This window comes from Amycolatopsis sp. NPDC051045 (genome assembly GCF_040682955.1).
GTDB lineage: Bacteria > Actinomycetota > Actinomycetes > Mycobacteriales > Pseudonocardiaceae > Amycolatopsis.
Genome location: NZ_JBFBCC010000029.1, coordinates 25,016 through 47,719 on the forward strand (window position 1 = coordinate 25,016; position 22,704 = coordinate 47,719).

Sequence of the window (22,704 nt, forward strand, 5' to 3'; positions counted from 1 at the left end):
CGGTTTCGGCCGGGTGTGGCCGGCGTCAGGCGGGCACGGTCGTGCCTTCCTTCTTGAGGTCGACTTCGTCGTCGCCGTTCACGGTGTCGACGATCTCATCGGCGACCGCGCTGCGCTCGGGCGCGAGCAGCCCGAGGCCGACGTAGAGCGCGAGCGAAACCAGGATCGGCGTCGCGACGAGCACGGTCTGGTTCGCCTTGAACACGTAGTACACCAGCGCGTAGTCGATCAGGCCGCCCGCCCAGGAGATCAACGCCGCGCGGGGGCCGCACTTGCGGAACCACGGCAGCATGCCCAGCAGCAGCGGGATCGAGATCGGGCCCATCAGCGCGGCGACCCAGTTGACGACGATCTGCAGCACGCCGCCGAGGTGCTGCGCCTGGGTGGCCACGAGCATGGTCAGCGCGACGAAGATCACCGTGGTGACGCGGGCCGCCTTGAGGCCTTGGACGTCGGTCCACTGCCGGGTGCGGCGGAACATCGCCGGGATCATGTCGCGGGTGATCACTGCGGAGATCGCGTTGGCGTCGGAGGAGACCATCGCCATCGTGTGCGAGAAGATCCCGGCCAGCACCAGCCCGACCAGGCCCGGCGGCAGGAACGTCGTGGTCATGATCGCGTACGACTGCGTCGGGTCCTTGACGCCGGGGATGAGCAGCGGCGCCGCGAACATCGGGAACATCAGCACCAGTGGCCACAACAGGTACAGCGCGGACGAAAGCCGGGCACCGCGCTTGGCCTCCTGGGTGGTCGGCGCGGCCATGTACCGCTGCGCCAGGTTCCACATGCCTCCGTTGTACTCCAGCGTCTTCACCAGCACGTAGACGAGCAGGAAGATGGTGGTGTACTTGGACGTCACCGGGTCGACGTGGCCTTGGGGCAGCTTGTCCCACATCGTCCAGAGGGCGGAGATGCCGCCCAGCTTGCCCAGCACCACGACGATCATCACGATCGCGGCGATGGCCTGGATGACGAACTGGCCGAAGTCGGTGAGCGCGTCGGCCCAGAGCCCGCCGATGGTGCAGTAGACCAGGGTGACCGCACCGGTGATGAGGATGCCGAGGTTGTAGTCCAGGCCGGCGAACACGTGCAGCAGGGTCGCGACGGCGAACCACTTGGCCGCGATGTCGAAGACCTTCAGCAGGCTGCCGCTCCAGGCGAGCGCCTGCTGCGTCGGCACGTTGTACCGCCTGGCCAGGTACTCCAGCGGCGAGGCGACGCCGAGCTTCGAGCGCAGCTTGTTCCAGCGGGCGGCGAACAGCCAGCTGCCGATGCCCACACCGATGCCGATGCTGGCGAAGCCCCAGAAGTACACGGTGACGCCGGTGGTGTACGCGACGCCCGCGTACGCGACGAAGAGCACGGCGCTGTAGCCGGACATGTGGTGCGAGATGCCGGCCAGCCACCACGGCATCTTGCCGCCGGCCGTGAAGAAGTCCTTGACGTCGCTGACCCTCTTGTGCGACCACCAGCCGATCACGATCATCAGCGCGAAGTACGCGCAGATCATCGTCCAGTCGAGTGCGTGCACCGCAGGCTCCTTTCCGCGTCCACGATGATGCGGTCTCGAAGGAGATGTTCACATCCATGAACGGAGTCTGTTATAGTGATTATGTTCATCCATAAGAACGTTGTTCGGGACGCTAATATGGCCGGAGTCACAAGTCAACGGCCGGACGGAGGCACACAAATGCCGCAGAAGGTGGACAACTCGGCGGCAGCCGACGGTGCGCCCGCGGAGTCCTCGGGCGTCAAGTCCGCGCGCCGGGCCGTCGACCTCATCGAGACCTTCGCGGCGAACGACGTCTGGCTGTCCCTGTCGGACCTGCACGCGCGCACCGGCTTCCCGCGCTCGTCGCTGCACGGCTTGCTGCGGACGCTACTGGAGGCCGGCTGGCTGGAGGCGGACGCCAACACCGCCCGGTACCGCCTCGGCGTCCGCGCGCTGATCTGCGGCACGGCCTACCTGGACCGCGACGCCGTGGTCCCGTTCGCCACCGAGGCGCTCGAGCGGATCCGGGAGAAGACCGGCTTCACCGCGCACTTCGCGCGTCGCAACGGCACCGAAGTCGTCTACCTGGAGACCCGCGAGTCACAGCGCTCCACGCACCTCGTCTCCCGCGTCGGGCGCACGCTGCCCGCGCACGCGACCGCGCTGGGCAAAGCGCTGCTGGCCGAGCTGACGCACGACGAGATCGAGGCGCTGATGCCGGCGACGCTGACCGCGCTGACCCCGAACACCATCACCTCCCTCGCAGGCCTGCACGCCGAGTTCGCCGCGACCCGCGAACGCGGGTACGCCGCCGAGGTCGAGGAAGGCACGCTGGGCGTCCGGTGCGTCGCCGCGGTGATCCCCTACCGCATCCCGGGCACCGACGCGATCAGCTGCTCGATGCCGATCGCCCAGGTGACCGACGACGACGCCCGCCGCGTCGGCGAGCTGCTCGCCGAAACCACCGCCGAGCTCGGGCAGCAGCTGCGCCGGGCCGGTATCCGCTGATCGCCGCCCTTACGGAAGGAAATTCATGACGGACCAGCGCGTGCTCATCACCGGGTCGGCGGGTGTCGTCGGCACCCTGATGCGTCCCCGCCTGCGGCGCCCCGGCCGGGTGCTGCGCCTGCTCGACCTGGCCCCGCAGACGGCATCGGACGGCGAGGAGGTGCTGACCGCTTCGGTCACCGATCCCGAGGCGATGGCTTCCGCGTGCGAGGGCGTCGACGCGCTGATCCACCTCGGTGGGCACAGCCGCGAGAACTCGTGGGAAGCGACCCTCGACGTCAACATCAACGGGACGCAGACGGTCCTGGAGGCGGCGCGCAAGGCGGGCATCGGCCGGGTGATCCTGGCGTCGAGCAACCACGCGGTCGGCTTCCGCCGGGTCGACGAGGACCTGCCCGCGGACTCGTCGCCGCGGCCGGACACGTACTACGGCGTCAGCAAGGCGGCGATCGAGGCGCTGGGCAGCCTGTACCACTCCCGCTTCGGCATGGACGTCATCGTGATCCGGATCGGCTCGTGCTTCGAGACGCCGCTGCCGCTGGGCCCGCGCGGCCTGACGACGTGGCTCTCCCCCGACGACGGCGCGCGGCTGTTCGAGGCGTGCCTGAGCGCGCCGTCGCCCGGCTATCGGCTGATCTGGGGCGTCTCGGACAACACGCGCCGGATCTACTCGCTGGCCGAGGCGGAGGCGCTGGGCTACAAGTCCCTGGACGACGCGGAGGTGTACGCCGAGCAGCTGGCCGCGAAGCCCGCGCCGACGGGACCGGCGGCCGAGTACGTCGGCGGCCCGTTCTGCACCGCTCCCCTGGGCGTGTTCAACCCGCTCTGACCAGGGCGGCCAACGCCGACGGCGCGACCGCCATCCGGCCCGTCGTGTGCTGGTAGCGGCGCACGATGTCGCGGCACCGCGACCGGCACCCCACCCTCCGCTCGGCCCGGAGCAGCGGGTGGCGCCGCGGTGGCGGGAACGCCGAAGCCAGGCGAGCGAGCAGTGCACGACGGTCCGCGCCGGCCGTGCGCATCACCCAGTCGGCGCCGGGATCGAGCGCGACGAGCGCCAAGGCGACGTGTTCGACGCGGTGCTCGCGTTCCCGGCGGGCGAGGGCGAGGCGCAGCGACGCTCCGTAGGCCGCTTGGACGTCCAGGCCGACCGGCGGTTTTGCGCGGGCACACCGCTGCCGCACCCGGGCGACCCCGAACGGCAGCAGGGGCTCCCTGACCGGTGGCCGGTCCGCCAGTTCCGCCGGCAGCGAGCCGAGGTCGATGCCCAGCACCGTCAGCGCCTCGCGGTCGGCGGCCACGCCGGCGCCGTCCGGGGCCGCCAGCCGAACCGCCCGCTCGATCCCGGCGAGCCCGGTCAGGGATCCCTCCGTGAGCGCGAGCAGCAGGTGTTCGCTGCCGACCCGGGCGTGCCCGAACTCGCGCGCCAGCTCGCCGGCGCGGCGGAACACCTGGCCGACCGCCGGATGGTCACCTCGGAACATCAGCCCTCCCGGCCACGGTGCTTGCGGTGCACGGTCTGCTTGGTGACGCCGAGCCGGTCGGCGATGTCCTGCCACGACCAGCCGGCTCGCCGCGCCGCCGCCACCTGCTCGGTTTCCAGTTGCTCGGCCAAGCGCCGCAACCGCGCGACGGCCCGCAACGCGGTGTCCGGGTCGGAACTGCGCACGGTGTGCTCGAAGTCGGTCATCAGGCTCACGCCGTCAGCATATGCTGACACCCGGGGATCGTCAACATATGCTGACGGCCCGGACCTTGGTACTAGTACCTTCGCGGCTTCCCCGCTGTCCGGACCGCCGCCAGGGTGACGCCATGATCTTGAAAACCCGCCGGGCCCGGAAGTGGGCGATCGTCGTGGCGTGCGTGCTGGTCGTCGTGCTCGCCGGCGCCTTCACGCTGCTGCAGGTCGCGAACTCGCGGACCTTCCAGTTCTTCGGCACCCTCGTCGACCGCGTCGAGACCACCGAGAAGGTCGTCGCCCTCACCTTCGACGACGGGCCCGATCCGGCCGGCACCCACGCCATCCTGGACACGCTGAAGAGCCGTCAGGTGCCCGCGACCTTCTTCCTCATCGGCCGGGACATCGCGGCGCACCCGGACCTCGCGCACGACATCGCCGCGGCGGGGCACGAAATCGGCAACCACAGCTTTTCCCACGACCGCATGGTCGGCGTGACACCGTCCTGGGTGGCCGACGAGGTGGAGGCCACCGACGCGCTCATCCGCGCATCCGGCTACCCCGGCGAAATCCTCTTCCGGCCCCCGAACGGCAAGAAGCTCTTCGCGCTCCCGCACTACCTCGCGTCGCACGACCGCGTGACGATCACCTGGGACGTCGAACCCGATTCCGACGGCACTCCCGACGCGGCCTCGGTCGAGCAGACCACGGTCGGCCAGGTGCGGCCCGGCTCGATCGTGCTCCTGCACGCCATGTACGCCGCCCGCGAGCAGACCCGGCGGGCGATCGGGCCGCTCGTCGACCGGCTCAAGCAGCGCGGCTACCGGTTCGTGACCGTGTCGCAGCTGCTGGCAGCGCGACGCTGACGACCCACTCGCCGTCACGCGGGCCGTGGGTCAGCGCGCCCCCGGCCGCCGCGGCCTGCTCCGCGAGCCCGGCCAGCCCGTAGCCGGCACCCAGGCGCGGGGTCCCCTTCACGGCGTTGCGCGCCGTGATCGTCAGCCGGTCGCCGGCTTCGACGTCGATGCCCAGCCGGACGCCGGGACCGTTGTGCCGCAAGGCGTTCACCGCGGTTTCCGCGACGAACCGCTCGGCCAGCTCCCGCACCGGGCGGGGCAGCGCGGGCAGGATCGGGTCGCGGTCGAGCACCAGCCCCGCGGTGCGGAGCCGGGCCAGCACCTCGGCGAGGTCCGGGGCGCGTTCGGTGCCGGAGTGCAGGTCGTCCAGCGTGCGGCGGACAAGGATCAGCGCGCCGCGCCCGGCGGCCAGCAGGGTGTCCAGGCGCGCGCGGTCGGCGTCGGTCAGGTCGCCGACCGCGCGCAGCGTCTCGGCCTGCACGAGCATCACGGCCGTGGTCTGGGCGAGCGTGTCGTGCAACCGCCGGGCCGCGCGCTCGGCCCGGTCGGCGAGCGCGCGACGGCGTTCGGCACCCAGCAGCCAGGCGACCGCGCAGATCGTGACGGCGAGGACCGTGCCGTCGACCGGCCCCTTCGCCGGGTACACCGCCGCACCCACCGCGAGGGCCGCCGCGCCGGCGAGCCACCGCTGAGGCGTGCTGTACAGCGCGAGCAGGACCGGCACGTACATCGTGTTGCGCGGCTGGTCGAGCAGCAGGTGCCCGGCCGTCGCGAGGGTCACCACCGCCAGCACGAGGGCCGGGGCGCGGCGGGACCACAGCAGCGGGACGAGCTGCACCGCGCTGAGCGCGGCCGCGAACCACCCCTGGTGCGGCGTCCACGCCCCACTGGCGAAGAACACCGCGGCCACCGCCGCCGTCGTGACGAGAGACTGACGCATGGGCCGACAGTAGAGTGCGGGCATGATCCGGGTTCAGGTCGTCGACGACCACGCGCTGGTGCGCGAGGGGATCGCGCTGATCCTGGGGGCGCAGCCGGACCTCGACGTCGTCGCGCAGTACGCGAGCGGGCCGGAGCTGCTCGGCTCCCCCGTCGAGGCCGACGTCGTGCTGCTCGACCTCTACCTGCCCGGGATGGACGGCCTCGAAGTGCTGCGCCGGCTCGGGCCCGCGGCGCCACGGGTGCTGATGCTGACCACCGTCGGCCGGCCCCGCGAAATCCGCGAAGCCCTCAACGCGGGTGCGGCGGGTTTCGTGCTGAAGGATTCCTCGGGCGACGAGCTCGCGGCCGCCGTCCGCGCCGCCCACGAGGGCGTGACGGCGCTGAGCCCGGCGGTGGCTTCCGCGCTGAGCGGCGGCGGCGCGCTGACGCCGCGCGAGCGTGACGTGCTGGAACTGCTCGGCGAGGGACTGTCCAATCGCGACATCGCGGCCCGGCTCCGGCTGGCCGAGCGGACGGTGAAGGTCCACGTCGGCAACGTGCTGGCCAAGCTGGGCGTCACCAGCCGCACCCAGGCGGCGCTCGTGGCCAGGGACCGCTGAGTGGACTGGCTCCCGTCCTGGTGCCGGGAGCACCTGGGCGCCGCGCCGGCCCACGTGCTGTTCGAACGACGGTCCCTCTCGGCGGTGGTCGGCGTGCGGCTGAACGACGGACGGGAGGTCGTGGTCAAGGCGCGGCAGGACGAGGGTCGCGCCGCGGCTTGTGTCGCCGCCCAGGCCCGGTTGGCGCAACGCGGGTTCCCGTGCGCCCGGCCGCGCACCCCGGTGGCCGGCGTCGGCGCGCTGGCCGTCCACGCCGAGGAATCCCGGCCCGGCGGCGGGGTGTTGCGCGGCGACACCCCGGAGATCGCCGTGCGCTACGCGGCGGTGTTCGCGCGGCTGATGACGGAACTGACCGGGGTCAGCGTGCCGCCGCCGCTGCCGAACCCGCGGTGGGCGCGGTGGGACCACGCCGGCCCCGGGCTGCGGCCGTCGATCCGCTTCCTCGACGAACAGGACCAGAGCGCGGTGCCCGCGCACGTCGTCGAGACGGCGACGCGGGTGCGCAAGCGTTTGCTGGCCGCGAACCTGCCGTGCGTGCTCGGCCACGCCGACTTCGAAGCCCAGAACCTCCGCTGGCACGACGGCGGCATCCAGGCCGTGCACGACTGGGACAGCCTGGCGTGGCAGCCGGAGGCCGCCCTGGTGGGCGCGGCGTCCGGGGCGTTCGCCAACGCGTCGCCGCCGACCCTGGCCCCGATCGGGAGTTCGGCCGCGTTCCTGGCGGCTTACCAACAGTTCCGGGGACGGCGGTTCACCGAGGAGGAGCGGGAAGTGGCCTGGGCGGCCGGTCTGTGGCCGGCACTGCACAACGCCCGCTGGGAAGCACTGCACGGCGACCGCCCGGTGTGCGGTGCAGCGGTTCGCGCCCAGGCGGCCGAACGCCTCCGCCGGGCGGGCGCACGACCGGCTGACTTGTACGGCTCGTGTACCAGCCCGGGTTAACGTCGCGCGCCATGTCGAACCAGTGGAAACTGCTCTCGCTAGGCCTGTTCGCCGCCCTCGCGGCCACCACGGTCACCGCCACCGACGCCGACGCGGCCCCGAAGACCTACTACGTCGACCAGACCCTCGGCAGCGACAGCGCGGCCGGGACTTCGCAGACCGCACCGTGGAAGTCCCTCGCCAAGGTCGCCGCGACGACCCTGGTCCCCGGTGACACCGTGCTGCTGCGCCGCGGGCGGACCTGGAGCGGCGGGCTGACCGTCCGCGGCTCGGGGTCGGCGTCGGCCCCGGTCAAGATCGGAGCCTACGGCGACGGTGCCCGCCCGGTCGTGCAGGGCAACGGCGAAGCCTGCGTGAACCTGCCCGGCAACTACCTCTGGGTGCAGGACCTGCAGGTCGGCGTCGCGGCCGACGCCGGGCGTTGCTCCTGGGCGGGTGTCGAGGTCGGCGGCGACCACGACAAGGTGCTGTCGAACCTGATCACCGGCGCCGGCGCGGGCGTCTACATCGCGCCGTCCGCCGACGGCACCGAGGTCACCCAGAACGACCTCGTCGACAACAACCACATGACCGTCGTGACGCCGGGCGGCAACGACGACTCCGGTGCGTTCGCCATCCTGGTGCAGGGCAACGGCTCCGACATCGGCTGGAACCGGATCAGCGGGTCGATCGCGGTGAGCGAGGACTTCGGCGGCCTCGACGGCGCCGCCGTCGAAATCTTCTACGGTTCGGACAACGTCATCCACCACAACATCTCCGAGGACAACGAGTCCTTCACCGAACTCGGCACCGACGCGAAGGACCCGGACGGCGTGTCCCGCAACAACGTCTACGAGTACAACGCGGTCTTCGGCGCCAAGACGCGCGGCGGCATCGTGACGCGCGGCGCGCAGGACGGCAACGGACCGGTGACCGGCACGGTCTTCCGCAACAACTCCCTCCGGCTGAGCCACGCCGAATCCGAAGGGTTCGTCTGCTACGGCGGTTGCACCGACCAGACGCTGAAACTCACGCAGAACGTCATCCAGTCCGCGATGAAGGTCGGGTACGCCGACACCGGCTGGACCGCGACCGACCACAACGTCTTCTACGGCGGCCAGCGCCAGTTCACCCCGGGCGCCACGGACAAGGCCGCCGATCCGAAGTTCACCTCGGCGACGAACCTGGTCCTCACCGCCGGCAGCCCGGCGATCGGCCTCGGCACGGCGAAGTACGCGGACGTCGACGTCGACGGCAATCCGGTCGGCCCCCGGATCGACGCCGGCGCCTACCAGTTCACCCCCTGACGTACCGGGTCAGCATCGCGACCATCTCGTCCTCGAGCCGCCGGGCGTCGATCGGGTCGGGCTCGGCCAGCAGGTCGTGGACGGCCAGCTCGATCGTCGCGATGACCAAGCGGGCCGCCGTGGCGGTGTCGGAGAGGCGCACCTCGGGGTGGCCGTCCAGGAGGTCGCGGGTGTAGCCGACCATGGTCCGCTTCAGCCGGCCGACCCGCTCGAGCAGCTCGTTCGACCGCGGGGCCTGCTCGATCAGCATGCGCAGCAGGTGGGGGTCGTCGCGGTGGGCTTCGACCGTGAGGCGGACGAAGACGCGGAAGACCTCCTCGATCGGACCGGGCAGCGGGCCGGTCAGGAGCTCGGCCGCGGCCGCCGAGCCGTCGTCGAGGTGCCGGGTCAGCAGCTCGGCGAGAACGGCGTCCTTGTTCGGGAAGTACTGGTAGAGCGAGCCGATGGAGATCCCGGCCCGCTCGGCGATGCGGTTGGTGGTGCCGGCGGCGTAGCCGTGGTCGGCGAAAACGTGAGCAGCCGCGGTCAGGATCCGCTGCCGGGTCAGCTCGGCGCGGACCTGCCGCGGCTGTTTACGTGGCTGGATGCGGCGCTGGTCCGGCGTCACGGCACTCCCCGGGAAAGCGAGTAGTCAAGATCTGAATATTTGCTCATAATTGTGCCATGACCAGCACAAATACGCTGCGCCGCGTGGCCATGGCCGAGGTGCGGGCCCGGCTGGGCGAGCCGGAGGCGATGATCGAGGCCAAGATCGGCCACCGCATCGACCGGCACGCCCGCCGCTTCATCGCCCACTCGCCGTTCTTGACGTTGGCCACCGCGGACGCGGCGGGCCGCGCCGACTGCTCGCCCCGCGGCGACTATCCCGGCTTCGTCAAGGTGCTCGACGAGCGCACGGTCGCGCTGCCCGACCGGCCCGGCAACAAGATCGCCGACTCCTTCCGCAACATCGCCGAGAACGACGGCGTCGGCCTGCTGTTCTTCGTCCCCGGGACGCGGGAAACGTTGCGCGTCAACGGAAGCGCGTACATCACCGACGACCCGGACGTGCTCGCCCGGATGCGCACCGAGGCGAAGGCGCCGATGCTGGCGATCATCGTCGACGTCGCCGAGGTGTACTTCCACTGCGGCCGCGCGCTGATCCGGTCGCGCCTGTGGGACCCGGCGAGCCGGGCGCTGGCGGCGGAACTGCCGTCGGTCGGCGAGATCGCCGCCGAGCAGATGAACGCCGACCCGGTGCTGTTCGAGCAGCTCCTCGAAGCCGGCTACCGGAAGCTGTACTGACATGCAGAAAACGATCCTCGACCGCGTCGAGCGCCTCACCGGCGACGTCGTGTCCCTGGTCCTGCGCGGCGACGAAGGCCCGCTGGCGCCGTGGGATCCGGGCGCCCACATCGACCTGGAGCTGCCGAACTGGCTGACGCGGCAGTACTCGCTGTGCGGCGATCCCGGCGACCTCTCGGCCTACCGGATCGCGGTCCGCCACGACCCGCTGAGCCGGGGTGGCTCCGAGTACGTCCACCTGGTCCTGCGGCCGGGCCGGACGCTCTCGGTCTCGTTGCCCCGCAACCACTTCCCGCTGCGGCCCGCACCGGAGTACCTGTTCCTGGCGGGCGGGATCGGCATCACGCCGCTCGTGCCGATGTTGCGGGCGGCCGTCGCTTCCGGCGCCGCGGCGACGCTGGTGTACGCCGGCCGTGCTCCGGCGGCCATGCCGTTCACCGCGGAACTGGCGGCCACGTACGGAGAACGCGTGCGGCTGTTCGACCACGGGCGACCGGATCTCGCGGCACTGGCGGCGGAGTTCCCGGCGGCGGAGGTCTACTGCTGCGGGCCGGAGCCGATGCTCGCCGCGGCCGAGGCGGTGTTCCCGCGGGTGCACACCGAACGCTTCCAGCCCGTACGTCGGACGTTCGGGCCCGACACGCCGTTCGAGGTGGTGTGCGCCCGCTCCGGGCAGACCATCCGGGTCCCGGCCGACGAATCGCTGCTGGACGCGCTGAACCACGCCGGGCGGCCGGTGCCGTCCGCGTGCCGGGAAGGCGTGTGCGGCAGTTGCGAGATCGGCGTGGCCGAGGGTGAGCCCGAGCACCGGGACGACATCGGCGCGGCCGAGGGCCGCATGTACCCGTGCGTTTCGCGCGCGTTGTCACCGCGGCTCGTGCTGGACCTCTGATCGGATCCGCGGGCTGATCAGCGGCCACGCGGCGACGTAACCGGCCGCCGCGACGAAGCCGCCGCGGACCGCTCCGATCAGCAAGCACCGGACCCAGTCGTACTCACTGATCCGGCTCACCGGGTCCGTCAGCCCGAGCAGCGCTCCCACCACCAGCCCCGCGCCGAGCCCGGCCGCCACCACCGTCCGGCCGGTGCGGGGCAGCGCCGGCCACGCCCCCGTGGCCCGCGGTGCCCGGCGGTACCAGCGCACGACCAGCACCGCCAGCAGGAACAGGCCACCGGCCGACGACACGTATCCGATGACGTTGTACAGCCGGTGCGGGCCGACGACGGAGACCCGCAGCCACGCCCAGTGCCGCACGGCGAAGCCGTCGGTGTGGGTGAAGGCGTCCCAGAGCAGGTGGGTCACCGCCCCCACCACGACCGAGACCACCGAGCCGAGCCACGGGACGCGGCCGGCCGGGCGAGGCACCCGCTCCCGCCAGCCGGCCGGCCCGAACGCCAGGACCGGCGCGAGGACCGCGTACCCGACCGCCACCAGCGCCAGCCCGAGCAGCAGGTCCACGCTCACCAGGCCGACAGGCTCGTGGGTCAGGGCGCCGCCCGGGATGGGCACGTAGTAGGCGACGTCGGGCGCGAGCGAACCCGCGACCAGGCCAGGCAGCCACAGCCACCGGGCCAGCGGCACCACGGCGACCGGGTGCGCGAAGGTGAACGGCAACGGGCTCCCCCAGGTGGCTGACTGTCCGGCCGCCCAGCTTAGGGCGGGTACCATCGCGAGCAGCCTCGACGTCGAGGAGGCAGCGTGGGCGAACTCGGGCTGACCGACACCAACGGCATCCTCGCGCTGCCCTGGGTCCGCCCGGACCGGACCAGCGCCGGCCTCGGCTGGGACCGGGTCTACGTCTCCCGCCAGCGGGAACGTCCTTACCGCGCCGAGTTCGGGGCCGCCCGCAGCCACCAGCTGATCCTGCACCTGGACGGCCCGGTGACCGTCCGGCGCGGGGTCGGGACCCCGGCCGAACACAGCCGCCGGATGCCCGTCGGCGGGCTCTTCCTGCAGCCGTCGCACGCCGAGCTGTCCGTCGAGCTGGGCGGGGAACTCGACACCGTGCACGTCTACCTCGCCGACGACGCCGTGCAGGACGCCGCCGGGGAGCACGCGCCCGTGCGGCTCGCCGAGGAGCTCGGCAGCCGCGATCCCCTGCTCGAACAGCTCGTGCTCGGCCTCGACGGCGTCGTCCGCGACTGGGAGCCGGGCGCCCGCACCTACGCCGACCAGCTCGGCGCGCTCGTCGCCGCCCAGCTGGTCCGCCACCACCGCGCCGGCCGGGCCACCGGGCCCGAGCCGGCCCGCGGTCTCTCCGACCGCCAGTTCGCGCAGGTCCGCGACCTGATGGCCGAACGGCTGGCCGAGCCGGTGCCGCTGGCCGACCTGGCCGCGCTCGCCGGGCTCAGCGTCAGCCAGTTCTCCCGCCGGTTCAAGGCCCGCACCGGCCTGCCGCCGCACCGGTACCTGCTGCGGCTGCGCGTCGAGCAGGCCGGGCTGCTGCTGCGGACCGGCACCGACCCGATCGCCGAGATCGCCGTCCGCTGCGGCTTCTCCCACCAGGAGCACCTCACCCGCGTGCTGCGCGCCCAGCTCGGCACCACACCGGCGGCGCTGCGCCGCTCGGGCTGACACACCTCTTGCGGGGGTCCGGTGGCGGAGCCCCGAATGTCACGACGCGCGTTTCGTGCCGTCGCGCAGCACGAACGTGCAGGACCGGCCCGCGCCGCGACCGGATACTGCCTCGCATGACCTCGTTCAGCTACGCCGCGAACCCCGTCCGGGTGGTCTTCGGCTCGCTCGCCACCCTCGGTGCGGAAGCCGACCGCCTCGGGCTCCGCCGCGTCCTGCTGGCCGGCCGCCCGCGCCACGGCGACCGGGCCGCGCGGGCGCTCGGCCCCCGGCTGGCCGCGCGCTTCGAAGACACCACGATGCACACCCCGGTCGACGTCACCGAACGTGCGCTCAAGGTCGTCGCGGAGCACGACGTCGACGGCGTCGTCGCGATCGGCGGCGGCTCGGCGACCGGGCTGGCCAAGGCGATCGCCCTGCGGACCGGTCTGCCGCAGCTGATCGTCCCGACGACGTACGCGGGTTCCGAGCTGACGTCGGTCCTCGGCGAGACGGCCGACGGCCGCAAGACCACCCAACGGACGCCCGAAGTCCGGCCCGAGACCGTCCTCTACGACGTCGACCTCACGCTCTCGCTGCCCGTGCCGGTGTCCGCGGCGAGTGGGCTCAACGCGCTGGCCCACGCGGTGGAAGCGCGCTACGCCCCGGACGCCAACCCGATGACCGACCTGCTCGCCGCCGAGGCGACGAGGCTGCTCACGAGCGCCCTGCCGCGCATCGTGGCCGATCCGTCCGATGTGGACGCCCGCACCGACGGCCTGCGCGGCGCGTGGCTGGCGGGTACCTGCCTCGACGCCGTCGAGATGGGCCTGCACCACCGGCTCTGCCACCACCTCGGCGGCAAGTTCGGGCTGCCGCACGCCGAGACCCACGCTGTCCTCCTGCCCTACGTCATGGCGCACCAGGGTCTCGAGGACGCGAGCGACGTCTTCGAGCTGGCCGCGTCGCTCCCGATCCCGCACTCGCTGGCCGAGCTCGGGCTCACCGAAGCCGACATCGACGGCGAACCCGAAGAGGCCCTGCTCCGCCAAGCTCTGCACGGCACCCGCCCCGCCGTACCGCCCAGCCTCAAAGCGCTCACGAAGCAGGTGGTTGACAGCTTCGCCAGGGCGCCCGACCGCGTCCGTTTGCTGCTGACCGACCTGGTCGAGACGCTGCACGGCTACGCGATCCGCACCGACCTCACCCAGGACGAGTGGGAGTACGCGATCGGCTTCCTGACCCGCGCCGGGCACCTCACCACCGACACGCGTCAGGAGTTCATCCTGCTGTCGGACACCCTCGGCGTGTCGAGCGTCGTCGACGTCCTGACCAACTCGCGGACGCCGGACACGACGCCGTCGGCCGTCCTCGGCCCGTTCTACGTCGACGGGCCACCGGAGACCCCGCAGGGCGCCGACCTCGCGGTAGGACTGCCCGGCACTCCCCTGTCGGCGGACATCCGGATCACCGACACGTCGGACGTGCCCGTCGCGGACGCGGTCGTCGACGTCTGGCAGTCCAATGAGGACGGTTTTTACGACGTCCAGCTGCCCGACGTCGACGGCCCGGTGCTGCGCGCCCGCTTCCGCACCGACGCCGAGGGGCGGCTGCGCTTCCGGACGATCGTGCCGAGCGCGTACCCGATCCCCGCCGACGGCCCGGTGGGGCAGCTGCTCGACGCCGTCGGCAGGCACCCCTACCGGGCGCCGCACGTGCACTTCATGATCGCCAAACCCGGCTACCGCACGCTGATCACCCAGTTGTTCGTCGCCGGCGGCGAGTACCTCGACTCCGACACCGTGTTCGGCGTCAAGGACGGCCTGATCGTCGACTTCACCGAAGAGCCCGGCGGAACCGGACGCCGGCTCGAGTTCACCTTCCGCATCTCAGGGAGCAGCGCATGAGCTACGACACCGACGTCATCGTGGTCGGCAGCGGCCCGGCCGGCGGCTCCGCGGCCCTGCTGCTCGCCACCTACGGCGTGCCGACGGTGCTGGCCACCAAGTACGGCTGGACGGCCAACACGCCCCGCGCGCACATCACCAACCAGCGGACCATGGAGGTGCTGCGCGACCTCGGCGTCGAGGACAAGGCCCTGGCCGTCGGGACGCCGCCGGAGCTGATGGGTGACACCGTGCTCTGCACGTCCTTGACCGGGCCGGAGATCGGCCGGATCGCCAGCTGGGGCACCGGCGACCGCTCGGCGTCCGAATACGCCGCGGCGAGCCCGTGCCACCTGATCGACCTGCCGCAGACCTACCTGGAGCCGATCCTGGTGAGCGAAGCCGCCGCGCGCGGCGCGAAACTGCGGCTGGACACCGAGTTCCTCGACTTCACCCAGGACGCCACCGGCGTCACCGCCCGCTTCCGCGACCGGGTGCGCGGCGACGAGTTCACGCTGCGCGCCCGGTACCTCGTCGGCGCGGACGGCGCGCGCAGCCGCGTCGCCGAGCAGGCCGGGCTGCCCATCGCCGGGCAGACCGGCAAGGCGGGCAGCATGAACATCACCTTCACCGCCGACCTCGCGCGGTACGTGGCGCACCGGCCGAGCGTCCTGTACTGGGTGATGCGGCCGGGCGCGCACCTCGGCGGGATCGGGATGGGCCTGGTCCGGATGGTGCGGCCGTGGAACGAGTGGCTGCTGACCTGGGGCTACGACATCTCGCAGGCACCCCCCGAAGTCGACGCCGCGGAAGCGACCCGGCTGGTGCGCGACCTCGTCGGCGACCCTTCGCTGGACGTCGAAATCACGTCGACGTCACTGTGGACGGTCAACCACAACTACGCGACCGAGTACCGCAGCGGCCGGGTGTTCTGCGCCGGGGACGCCGTGCACCGGCACCCGCCGTCCAACGGGCTGGGCTCCAACACCTCCATCCAGGACGCCTACAACCTGGCGTGGAAGCTCGCGATGGTGCTGCGCGGCGAGGCCGGCGAGGGACTGCTGGACAGCTACACCGCCGAACGGGCGCCGGTGGGCCGGCAGATCGTCGACCGGGCGAACCTCAGCCGCGACCAGTTCGGGCCGATCTTCGCCGCGCTGGGCATCTCCGGCGACACCGACGCCGACGGCGTCACGGCCGGGCTCGAGACCTGCCTCGCGCCCACGGCCGAGGGCGCGCGGAAACGGCGTGAGCTGGAGCAGGCGATCGAGCTGAAGCACTACGAGTTCAACGCGCACGGCGTCGAGATGGACCAGCGGTACGTCTCCGGCGCGGTGCCGCCCGACGGCGTCCCGCTCGTTCCCGACCGTGACCCCGAGCTGTTCCACCGGCCGAGCACCGAACCGGGGGCGAAGGTGCCGCACGCGTGGCTGGTCGGCCCGCACGGCCGTCGCGTGTCCACTTTGGACCTCGTGGGCGGCGGCCGCTGGACGGTCCTGACCGGGCTGACCGGCACCGCGTGGCGCGACGCCGCGGCCAAGGCCGGCGCCGAGCTGGGCCTCGACCTGCGAGCGGTCCGCGTCGGCGACCCCGGCGCCCGCGACGCCTACGGCGACTGGTCCTGCCTGAGCGGCATCGACGAGGACGGCTGCCTCCTGGTCCGCCCCGACGGCTACGTCGCCTTCCGCCACCGCACGTCGTCCCCCACCGCGGCAACCACCCTCCTCACCGCCCTCCGCCACCTCCTCGACCGTGATTGAACGGGCATCACGCGTGATGCCTTTTACCGCACGGTCAAGAAGTGGTGACGTGGGTGAGGGTGACCGGGATCTTCGGGGGGCCGGTGCCGTCGCCGGGGCCCGGGCGGGACGGGTCGATGCCGCCGCGGGCGACGGTGTCCAGGACGTCGAGGCCGGGGCCGTCGATGCTGCCGAACACCGTGTACTCGGGCGGGATGTCCGTGTCGCCGAAGACCAGGAAGAACTGCGAGCCGCCGGAATCCGGGGCCTGCGTCTTCGCCATGGCGAGGACGCCGCGGCCGTACGTCAGCTCGGGGAACACCTCGTCCCGGATCGTGTAGCCCGGGCCGCCGGTGCCGTCGCCGACGGGGTCGCCGCACTGGAGCATCTGCAGCCCGGCCGTCACCGACAGCCGGTGGCACGACGTGCCGTCGTAGAAGCCCTGCTCCGCCAGGCTCAGGAAGTTCACCACGGTGCACGGCGCCAGCGCGCGGTCCAGGGTGAGCCCGATGTCGCCCGCGCTCGTCGCCAGCCGCACCCCGGCCGTCCCGGTCGACGGCGCCGGGCCGTCGGGCGGCAGTGCGACCTTCTTCGGGGCCGGTGAGCCGGTGTCGGGGGTGAACGCGCACGTCACCGGATCGGCCAGCGGCTTCGGCCGCTTCGGCATCGACGCCCGCCCGCCGGGGATCGAGGCCGGGGTCCCCGGCGCGGTCGCCGGAGCGGAGGTGGCCGAAGACGGCGTCGTGGTCCAGAACGCGCCGCCGGCTTGGGCGTCCGGCTTGCGCAGGAACCCGGGGTAGCCCCAGGCCAGGAACGCCAGCGCCATCACGACGACGACCACGACCGACCCGATGACCAGCACGATCGCCGTCGTCGACGACCGCTTCGGCGGCACGGGCGGCGGCCACTGCGAGTACTGCGGGTACTGGTAAGGCGGCTGCCCGGGTCTGCCGTCCGGCTCGCTCATCCACGCTCCCGTCGTCGGAGAGCACCATTCTGCCGTGCGGGCCGGCTTCCCGGGCGCGAACTCGGGAAGCCGGCCCGGATCAGGGCAGGCCCCAGGGCGCGCTCGGCCCGCCCGGCGCGACCGGCCGGACGCCGAAGTCCGGCCGATCCCCCTTCCGGTGGACGAACGCGTCCTCGCCACACCCGAGTTCGACTTGGACGTCCCCGTTGGCCAGCCGCCGCCAGCGCCGGGCCCGTCCCCGCGCGTCGGTCACCGTGAGTTCGCCGTCGATGCCCGGCCGCAGCACGCACGGCGCCCCGGCCTCGCTGTGCACCTTCAGCCACTGCGTCTTCCCGCCGGCGCGGGACGCGCTGAGCAGGAACGCGCCTTCGGTGCGGAAGTCCCGCAGCGCGACGTCGCCCCAGGCCGCGGGCACCGCCGGGAACAGCCGCAGCACGCCGCCCCAGCTCTGCACCAGCATGTCCTGCAGGGACTTCGCCGCCGACAACGGCGTCTCGATGACCGGCCCGGACTCCTTGTACATCGTGTTCGGCTGGATGTACCGCCGCTGCAGCTCGCCGAGGTAGAACGCCGCCTGCTCACCGCGCAGCATCTGCGCCGAGATCGACGCCGCCCCGGTGAACGTGTAGCCCTGCAGCGCGCCTTCGAAGCCGACCCAGTGGTTCAGCGACGTCTCGATGATCTGCCGGTGCTCCGGCTGCTCCCAGGTGACGTCGTAGAGGGGGTAGATCTGCAGCAGGTGCGAGTAGTGCCGGTGCGACTTCGCGAACGGCACCCCGGCACCGATCATGTAACCGTTGCCGTCGGCCGGGTAGCCGACGAGGTTCGCCAGGACGTCCCGCCAGCGCGGCGCGAGCGGATCGCCGGGTGCGGTCTGCAGCAGTGTCTTGCAGCCCCAGCGGATCAGCGACAGGTCGTAGTTGCAGTCGGGGGCGTTGAGGCCGTATTCGGGCGAGAACGTCGGCGGCAGGTGCAGCTTCCCGTCCGGTCCCGGCGCGAGGAAGTGCAGGTAGTAGCCGATCGCCCTGCGCAGCAACGGGAACAGCGTGCCGTGCAGCACCTTCCGGTCCATCGTGTGCCGGTAGGACAGCCACACGTTGTGCAGCGCCCAGGTCAGGTTGCCGACCTCCGGGGTCGGCGTGTCCTGGCCCGGGATCCCGACGGGGTACCCGCTGGTGGGGTTCGGGACGCCGTTGAGCAGCGTCATGTCGGTCGTCCGCGGGATGCCCGCGGAGTCGGCTTGGTACGGCGAAGCGACCTGGCTGACGAGATGGGCCCGGTACTTGTCGAGTGCATAGCTGACGGCGTCCAGCTCCAGGTGGTTGGAGCCGTGGATCAGCCAGTACTCGAGCTGGACGTTGAGGTTCCACCACGTCGCCGGCCACGGCGTGTTCTCCAGCCACGGCCCGGAGGTCGCCATCACCGGCGCCTCGCGCCGCGCCGCCGAGGCGACCTTGTACAGCTGGATCCAGTAGAAGCTCTGCAGCCGGGTGTCCGGAATGGACAGGAAACTCCGCCGGTAGTAGTCGTGCCACCAGCGCCGGTGGTCCTGGGTGAGCGCGGCGAACGGCAGCGCCCGGCGGACCGTGCCCAGCGCCCGCGCCACCGACGTCTTCTCGGGGTGCGACAACGCCACCGACGTGTACAACGTCCGCGCACCGCCGCGCACGACTTCACGCCAGGCCGTCACGTGCTCGCCGCCGGCCAGCAGCGGCTGGACGGCGAGCTGGGCGTCCCCGCTGCTCGTCAGCGTGACCGGCGGGTTCGCGGTGTACCCCGCCGGCGGTGGCTTGTTCCACACCGGATCGGCACGCGGGCTGACCGCCACCGCCGGGTGGAACACCCAGTTGAACGCGCGTTCGCCTTCCGACGGACGGATTTCGACGGCGAGCAGCGACTGTCCCGTGTGGACGGCGGCACGCAGGCTCAGGCTGCCCGCCGCGGTCGTGATCGTGCCGGTGAGCTCGGCGTTCCACAGGTCCATCCGCCAGTCGATCGCGGTGATCGCGCCGACGGGTTCGAGCGTGAAGTACCCGATCGGGAGCCGGGCCAGGCCGAACAGCGAGCCGAACTCCGGGCGGTGGTCCTGGACCTGGCTGTGCTGGACGTTGAACCGGATCGCGTTCTGCCCCGGCTCGGCGTAGATGCCGGAGCCGAGGAACCCGTTGCCCAGGAACGGGCCCTCGTACCAGGTTTTGGGCAGCCGCCGCCAATACAGGTCCGCGGTGCCCAGGAACCCGGCCCAGCCGAAGTCGTCACTGCCGGGCGCGTCGGCGAAAGCGGGCGTGATGCCCGCCGCACCGGCGCCGATCCCGGCGAGCGCTCCGCCGAGCACGGTTCTGCGGGTGATGTCCATCCGACCTCCTCGTCGAAAGCGATGTCAGCTCGGCAGGCCCCACGCCGGTGCCGGGCCGAGGGCGGGAACGTCCCGGGGCGCGAAGTCCGGTCGCCCACCCCGCGGGGTGACGACGGCGGTGCCGCCGCGACGCAGTCCGATCGCGATCCGCCCGGGCCCGGCCGCGCGCCACGGCAGGCGGCGGCCGTGCTCGTCACGGACGTCGACGTCCCCGGCGACGCCGTGCTGGAGGACCAGCGGCTCGCCGGCTTCGCTGTGCACGCGGACGAATTCCGTCCTGCCGTCGCAGCGGGAGGCGTCCACGAGGAACGCGCCTTCCGCGCGCAGCCCGGCGATCGAGGCGTCCCGCCAGGTCGCCGACACCGACGGGAAGATCTTGAGCACGTCCCCGGACCCCTGCATCAGCATGTCCACCACGGACTGCGCGGCGGTGATCGGGCTTTCGATCGCGAAGTTGGAGCCCTCGCGGTACATCGTGTTCGCGGTCAGCTCGGTGTCGGCCACGACGTTCCGGTCGAGGAAGAACTTCAAGTACCGCAACGCTTCCTCGGGCGCGTCCATCACCGAGCTCATCGACGACGCGGCCGCGTAGCTGTAGCCGTGCCACGCCGACTGGTCGGCGACCCAGTGCTTGAAGGTGCGTGTCATGAGGTCCCGGTCGCCCGGGGCGTCCCAGACCTTCTCGCGCAGCGGATACAGCCACAGCAGGTGCGAGAAGTGCCGGTGCGAGGCGGCCAGCGGAACGCCGTCGCCGATCAGCACGCCGTCGGCGGGATCTTCGTGGTACGGCACGAGCTTCGCGCTGATTTCCCGCCAGACCGGCACGCGCGGCTCGTCGAGGCAGAGGATCCGGGCGGCGTCGACGAGCGTGCGGGCCGCCCACCGGATCAGCGACAGGTCGTAGGTGCAGTCCGGCGCGTCGGCGTACTCCGGCGACCGGGTCAGCGGCAGGTGCAGGGACCCGTCCGGGCCGGTGAACAGGAAGTGGCGGTAGAAGTTCAGCGCTTTCGCGAGCGTCGGGTACAGGACGTCGCGCAGGACGCGTTCGTCCAGGTGGTGCCGGTAGGCCAGCCACACGTTGTGCAGGCCCCACAGCAGGTTCCCGGTCTGGTCGGTCTTGGACGTCGTTCCGGGGACGCCGACCGAGCGCGTGCCGCCGGGGCGCAGCCGCCAGTCACCGGGGTGCGAGAGGGCGTAGGTGTCACCGTCGCGGTACGCGGGCGGGACGGACACCTCGAGGTTCGCGTGGTCGCGCCGGAAGGTTTCGGTGACGGCGTCGAGTTCGGGGTGGTTGGTGCTGTTGACGATCGGGTAGGTGACCTGGACGTTGAGGTTCCACCAGACCGCGGTCCAGCTGTTGCCGACCTCGGGGAACCACGGGCCCCATTCGGACACGACCGGTCCGCCCGCGCGGGTGGCGGCCGCGATCTTGTACAGCTGGATCCAGTAGAACCGCTGCACCTGCTTGTCGGGCACCGAAACGAAGCTGCGCCGGTGGTAGTCGTTCCACCAGCGGCGGTGGCGGGCGAGCAGGGCGTCGGGGCGGGTGGCAAGCGCATTCCGGACGGCGGTGAGGGCCTCGGCGGTGTGCGTCGTGCCCGGGAAGCTGTACGCGACGGCGGCGGCGAGCAGCCGGCGCGTGCCGATCGCGCGCTCCTGCCACGCCGTGGTGTACCCGCCGCCGGCGAGCATCGGCTGCGCGCAGTACCCGGCCGCGGTTTCGGGCGCCGGGTTGGCGACGTACTCGGGCGGCTTGCGGACGGTCCGGGTGGTCGCCGACTCCAGTGGCTGGAACGCCCAGGCGGCCCCGGCCTCGCCCGCGCTCGGCGTCAGCGAAACGAGCAGCACGCCGAGGTCGTTGTGCACGACGGCGGAGAAGGCGACCGAGCCCCGCGTCGTGGTGATGGTGCCGCCGAGCTCGGCGTTGTAGAGGTCGAGCGTCCAGTCGACGCCGGTGATCGCGCCGGCCAGGATCAGCGTGAGGAAGCCGATCGGCAGGCGGGACAGCCCGATGCCGGCTTCCCACTGGATCCGCTGGTCCTGGACCTGGGTGTGGCTCAGCATCACCTTGAGCACCTGCGGCGTCGGCCCGGCGTAGACCTGGGCGCCGAGGTAACCGTTGGCCAGGAACGGGCCTTCCTGCCAGTTCTTCGGCAGCCGCCGCCAGACCATCCGGGCGTCGGCGGCGACATCGGAGTGCGGGTTCGCCGGGCGCGCCGCGGCCACCGCGGGCGGCGCCGCACGGGCCCACAGACCACCGAAGGCGGCGGCTCCGGCCACGACCGAGGCCGAGCGGAGCACCGTCCGCCGGGACACTGCGTCCATGAAGCATCCTCCGAATTCATACTACGTTTCGGTGAGAGCATCAGGCGGCGTCCGGCCATACTTGCAGAGACAGGTCCAAAAGACCAGAGAGGTTCACTCGGAAAGCGGAAGATACATCCGATGAATCAAGGCGGCGTGGCCGCTCAGCCGGCTCGTTCGAGGCACAGCTGGGCGATCAGGGTTTCCCGCGCCCACCGCTCCCACCGGTCGAGCGACCAGCCACGGTCGCGGACGAACAACTGGTAGAGCTCCGGGCTGAGCAACCCGAACAGCAGGTCGCCTGCCTCCTCGGCGGTCACCCCCGCGCGCGCCCCCGGCTTGGCCACCAAGGACCGGGCGGCGGCCAAGTGGACGGCGAACCTCGGATCGGCGTCGTCGTCCCACTGCTCGGCGATCGCCGGATCGGCCGCGGCGGCGGCGCGCAGCATCTCGACGATCGGCGCGACGCGCTCGAGGATCTCGCGCGTCCCGCGGACGTGCAGCCGCAGGTGGGCGTCGGCGGTCGTGGCCGCGAGGGCCTCGCGGAACCACGGCCGGTCCATCGTCGCGACCGGCTCGAGGTCGCCCGCGATCGACACGTCGGCCAGTTCCTTGAGCAGTACCCGCTTGTTGCCGAAGGTGAAGTAGATCGTCTGCACCGCGACACCGGCCCGGTCGGCGATCTCCTTGAGGGTCGTCGCGCCGTATCCGTTGCGCACGAACAGCTCGCGCGCCGCTTCCAGCATGCGCCTGCGCGTCTGCGCGGCATCCCTGACCTTCTTTTGCCCGGCCTTGCGCTGCTCCATGACT

Annotated in this window: 21 protein-coding genes; 11 read left to right on the forward strand and 10 right to left on the reverse strand. The window is 72.1% G+C overall.

Features of this window, described 5'->3' with window-relative positions:
* Nucleotides 1–25 precede the first annotated feature (25 nt).
* A complete protein-coding gene (locus AB0M80_RS38980) occupies nt 26–1,531 on the reverse strand; it encodes a sodium:solute symporter family protein (protein WP_364574991.1) in 1,506 nt (501 codons plus the stop codon).
* 159 nt (nt 1,532–1,690) lie between these two features.
* On the opposite strand from AB0M80_RS38980, the gene AB0M80_RS38985 reads away from it, so the two are divergent.
* Both AB0M80_RS38985 and AB0M80_RS38990 read left to right on the forward strand, forming a co-directional pair.
* Nucleotides 1,691–2,500: an IclR family transcriptional regulator gene (locus AB0M80_RS38985; protein WP_364574993.1), complete on the forward strand. Its 810-nt coding sequence runs from the start codon at nt 1,691–1,693 to the stop codon at nt 2,498–2,500.
* Nucleotides 2,501–2,525: 25 nt separating this feature from the next.
* Nucleotides 2,526–3,329: an NAD(P)-dependent oxidoreductase gene (locus AB0M80_RS38990; RefSeq protein ID WP_364574995.1), complete on the forward strand. Its 804-nt coding sequence runs from the start codon at nt 2,526–2,528 to the stop codon at nt 3,327–3,329.
* On the opposite strand, the gene AB0M80_RS38995 is transcribed toward AB0M80_RS38990, so the two are convergent.
* Together AB0M80_RS38995 and AB0M80_RS39000 are read right to left on the reverse strand one after the other, a co-directional pair.
* The gene (locus AB0M80_RS38995) at nt 3,316–3,984 is read right to left on the reverse strand and encodes a Clp protease N-terminal domain-containing protein (protein WP_364574997.1); all 669 of its coding nucleotides are present in this window, start codon (nt 3,982–3,984) and stop codon (nt 3,316–3,318) included. The two genes, AB0M80_RS38990 and AB0M80_RS38995, sit on opposite strands and share 14 nt — an antisense overlap.
* Nucleotides 3,984–4,190 (reverse strand): helix-turn-helix domain-containing protein, encoded by a 207-nt coding sequence (locus AB0M80_RS39000; protein ID WP_364575079.1) that lies wholly within the window; start codon nt 4,188–4,190, stop codon nt 3,984–3,986. Before AB0M80_RS39000 ends, AB0M80_RS38995 begins: the two co-directional genes overlap by 1 nt.
* Nucleotides 4,191–4,312: 122 nt before the next feature.
* Between AB0M80_RS39000 and AB0M80_RS39005 the strand changes: the two genes are divergently transcribed.
* A complete protein-coding gene (locus AB0M80_RS39005; RefSeq protein ID WP_364574999.1) occupies nt 4,313–5,044 on the forward strand; it encodes a polysaccharide deacetylase family protein in 732 nt (243 codons plus the stop codon).
* On the opposite strand, the gene AB0M80_RS39010 is transcribed toward AB0M80_RS39005, so the two are convergent.
* The gene (locus tag AB0M80_RS39010) at nt 4,986–5,975 is read right to left on the reverse strand and encodes a histidine kinase (protein WP_364575001.1); all 990 of its coding nucleotides are present in this window, start codon (nt 5,973–5,975) and stop codon (nt 4,986–4,988) included. The two genes, AB0M80_RS39005 and AB0M80_RS39010, sit on opposite strands and share 59 nt — an antisense overlap.
* 22 nt (nt 5,976–5,997) lie before the next feature.
* Here AB0M80_RS39010 and AB0M80_RS39015 point away from each other — a divergent pair, with 22 nt between their 5' ends.
* From AB0M80_RS39015 to AB0M80_RS39025, 3 genes are read left to right on the forward strand one after another with little or no spacing between them, the layout of a single operon-like run.
* Nucleotides 5,998–6,576 (forward strand): response regulator transcription factor, encoded by a 579-nt coding sequence (locus tag AB0M80_RS39015; RefSeq protein ID WP_364575003.1) that lies wholly within the window; start codon nt 5,998–6,000, stop codon nt 6,574–6,576.
* On the forward strand, nt 6,577–7,518 hold the full coding sequence (locus AB0M80_RS39020; protein ID WP_364575005.1) for a phosphotransferase: 942 nt from the start codon (nt 6,577–6,579) through the stop codon (nt 7,516–7,518).
* Nucleotides 7,519–7,529: 11 nt separating this feature from the next.
* A complete protein-coding gene (locus AB0M80_RS39025) occupies nt 7,530–8,804 on the forward strand; it encodes a right-handed parallel beta-helix repeat-containing protein (RefSeq protein ID WP_364575007.1) in 1,275 nt (424 codons plus the stop codon).
* On the opposite strand, the gene AB0M80_RS39030 is transcribed toward AB0M80_RS39025, so the two are convergent.
* Nucleotides 8,794–9,411, reverse strand: coding sequence for a TetR/AcrR family transcriptional regulator (locus AB0M80_RS39030; RefSeq protein WP_364575009.1), 618 nt, complete (start codon nt 9,409–9,411; stop codon nt 8,794–8,796). The genes AB0M80_RS39025 and AB0M80_RS39030 overlap by 11 nt on opposite strands.
* A gap of 56 nt (nt 9,412–9,467) precedes the next feature.
* Between AB0M80_RS39030 and AB0M80_RS39035 the strand changes: the two genes are divergently transcribed.
* Complete coding sequence (locus tag AB0M80_RS39035; RefSeq protein WP_364575011.1) at nt 9,468–10,088, forward strand: MSMEG_1061 family FMN-dependent PPOX-type flavoprotein; 621 nt, start codon at nt 9,468–9,470, stop codon at nt 10,086–10,088.
* Nucleotide 10,089: 1 nt separating this feature from the next.
* Nucleotides 10,090–10,980, forward strand: a complete 891-nt coding sequence (locus AB0M80_RS39040; RefSeq protein ID WP_364575013.1) for a PDR/VanB family oxidoreductase — start codon at nt 10,090–10,092, stop codon at nt 10,978–10,980.
* On the opposite strand, the gene AB0M80_RS39045 is transcribed toward AB0M80_RS39040, so the two are convergent.
* Nucleotides 10,954–11,703, reverse strand: coding sequence for a DUF4184 family protein (locus tag AB0M80_RS39045; RefSeq protein WP_364575015.1), 750 nt, complete (start codon nt 11,701–11,703; stop codon nt 10,954–10,956). The genes AB0M80_RS39040 and AB0M80_RS39045 overlap by 27 nt on opposite strands.
* 84 nt (nt 11,704–11,787) lie before the next feature.
* Here AB0M80_RS39045 and AB0M80_RS39050 point away from each other — a divergent pair, with 84 nt between their 5' ends.
* The 3 genes from AB0M80_RS39050 (at nt 11,788) to AB0M80_RS39060 (ending at nt 16,288) form a co-directional block, all read left to right on the forward strand.
* Nucleotides 11,788–12,663: an AraC family transcriptional regulator gene (locus AB0M80_RS39050; RefSeq protein WP_364575017.1), complete on the forward strand. Its 876-nt coding sequence runs from the start codon at nt 11,788–11,790 to the stop codon at nt 12,661–12,663.
* A gap of 116 nt (nt 12,664–12,779) precedes the next feature.
* The gene (locus AB0M80_RS39055; RefSeq protein WP_364575019.1) at nt 12,780–14,549 is read left to right on the forward strand and encodes a maleylacetate reductase and hydroxyquinol 1,2-dioxygenase domain-containing protein; all 1,770 of its coding nucleotides are present in this window, start codon (nt 12,780–12,782) and stop codon (nt 14,547–14,549) included.
* Entirely contained in the window at nt 14,546–16,288 is a 1,743-nt protein-coding gene (locus tag AB0M80_RS39060; RefSeq protein WP_364575021.1) for an FAD-dependent monooxygenase, read from the forward strand. The genes AB0M80_RS39055 and AB0M80_RS39060 overlap by 4 nt, the downstream gene beginning before the upstream one ends.
* Nucleotides 16,289–16,322: 34 nt before the next feature.
* On the opposite strand, the gene AB0M80_RS39065 is transcribed toward AB0M80_RS39060, so the two are convergent.
* The 4 genes from AB0M80_RS39065 to AB0M80_RS39080 form a co-directional block, all read right to left on the reverse strand.
* Nucleotides 16,323–17,234, reverse strand: a complete 912-nt coding sequence (locus AB0M80_RS39065) for a peptidylprolyl isomerase (RefSeq protein WP_364575023.1) — start codon at nt 17,232–17,234, stop codon at nt 16,323–16,325.
* A 79-nt stretch (nt 17,235–17,313) separates the two neighbouring features.
* On the reverse strand, nt 17,314–19,590 hold the full coding sequence (locus AB0M80_RS39070; protein WP_364575025.1) for a Tat pathway signal sequence domain protein: 2,277 nt from the start codon (nt 19,588–19,590) through the stop codon (nt 17,314–17,316).
* A gap of 24 nt (nt 19,591–19,614) precedes the next feature.
* Nucleotides 19,615–21,915: a glycoside hydrolase family 95-like protein gene (locus AB0M80_RS39075; protein ID WP_364575026.1), complete on the reverse strand. Its 2,301-nt coding sequence runs from the start codon at nt 21,913–21,915 to the stop codon at nt 19,615–19,617.
* 143 nt (nt 21,916–22,058) lie between these two features.
* Nucleotides 22,059–22,700 (reverse strand): helix-turn-helix domain-containing protein, encoded by a 642-nt coding sequence (locus tag AB0M80_RS39080; protein ID WP_364575027.1) that lies wholly within the window; start codon nt 22,698–22,700, stop codon nt 22,059–22,061.
* Nucleotides 22,701–22,704: the final 4 nt, after the last annotated feature.

What these genes read in the sequence shown, in the direction of transcription:
- AB0M80_RS39065 (WP_364575023.1), bottom strand. Translation starts at nt 17,234, where the DNA reads ATGAGCGAGCCGGACGGCAGACCCGGGCAGCCGCCTTACCAGTACCCG.
- AB0M80_RS39015 (WP_364575003.1), top strand. Translation starts at nt 5,998, where the DNA reads ATGATCCGGGTTCAGGTCGTCGACGACCACGCGCTGGTGCGCGAGGGG.
- AB0M80_RS39075 (WP_364575026.1), bottom strand. Translation starts at nt 21,915, where the DNA reads ATGGACGCAGTGTCCCGGCGGACGGTGCTCCGCTCGGCCTCGGTCGTG.
- AB0M80_RS38990 (WP_364574995.1), top strand. Translation starts at nt 2,526, where the DNA reads ATGACGGACCAGCGCGTGCTCATCACCGGGTCGGCGGGTGTCGTCGGC.
- AB0M80_RS38995 (WP_364574997.1), bottom strand. Translation starts at nt 3,984, where the DNA reads ATGTTCCGAGGTGACCATCCGGCGGTCGGCCAGGTGTTCCGCCGCGCC.
- AB0M80_RS39025 (WP_364575007.1), top strand. Translation starts at nt 7,530, where the DNA reads ATGTCGAACCAGTGGAAACTGCTCTCGCTAGGCCTGTTCGCCGCCCTC.
- AB0M80_RS39000 (WP_364575079.1), bottom strand. Translation starts at nt 4,190, where the DNA reads ATGACCGACTTCGAGCACACCGTGCGCAGTTCCGACCCGGACACCGCG.
- AB0M80_RS39005 (WP_364574999.1), top strand. Translation starts at nt 4,313, where the DNA reads ATGATCTTGAAAACCCGCCGGGCCCGGAAGTGGGCGATCGTCGTGGCG.
- AB0M80_RS39070 (WP_364575025.1), bottom strand. Translation starts at nt 19,590, where the DNA reads ATGGACATCACCCGCAGAACCGTGCTCGGCGGAGCGCTCGCCGGGATC.
- AB0M80_RS39055 (WP_364575019.1), top strand. Translation starts at nt 12,780, where the DNA reads ATGACCTCGTTCAGCTACGCCGCGAACCCCGTCCGGGTGGTCTTCGGC.
- AB0M80_RS39040 (WP_364575013.1), top strand. Translation starts at nt 10,090, where the DNA reads ATGCAGAAAACGATCCTCGACCGCGTCGAGCGCCTCACCGGCGACGTC.
- AB0M80_RS39035 (WP_364575011.1), top strand. Translation starts at nt 9,468, where the DNA reads ATGACCAGCACAAATACGCTGCGCCGCGTGGCCATGGCCGAGGTGCGG.
- AB0M80_RS38985 (WP_364574993.1), top strand. Translation starts at nt 1,691, where the DNA reads ATGCCGCAGAAGGTGGACAACTCGGCGGCAGCCGACGGTGCGCCCGCG.
- AB0M80_RS39080 (WP_364575027.1), bottom strand. Translation starts at nt 22,700, where the DNA reads ATGGAGCAGCGCAAGGCCGGGCAAAAGAAGGTCAGGGATGCCGCGCAG.
- AB0M80_RS39060 (WP_364575021.1), top strand. Translation starts at nt 14,546, where the DNA reads ATGAGCTACGACACCGACGTCATCGTGGTCGGCAGCGGCCCGGCCGGC.
- AB0M80_RS39010 (WP_364575001.1), bottom strand. Translation starts at nt 5,975, where the DNA reads ATGCGTCAGTCTCTCGTCACGACGGCGGCGGTGGCCGCGGTGTTCTTC.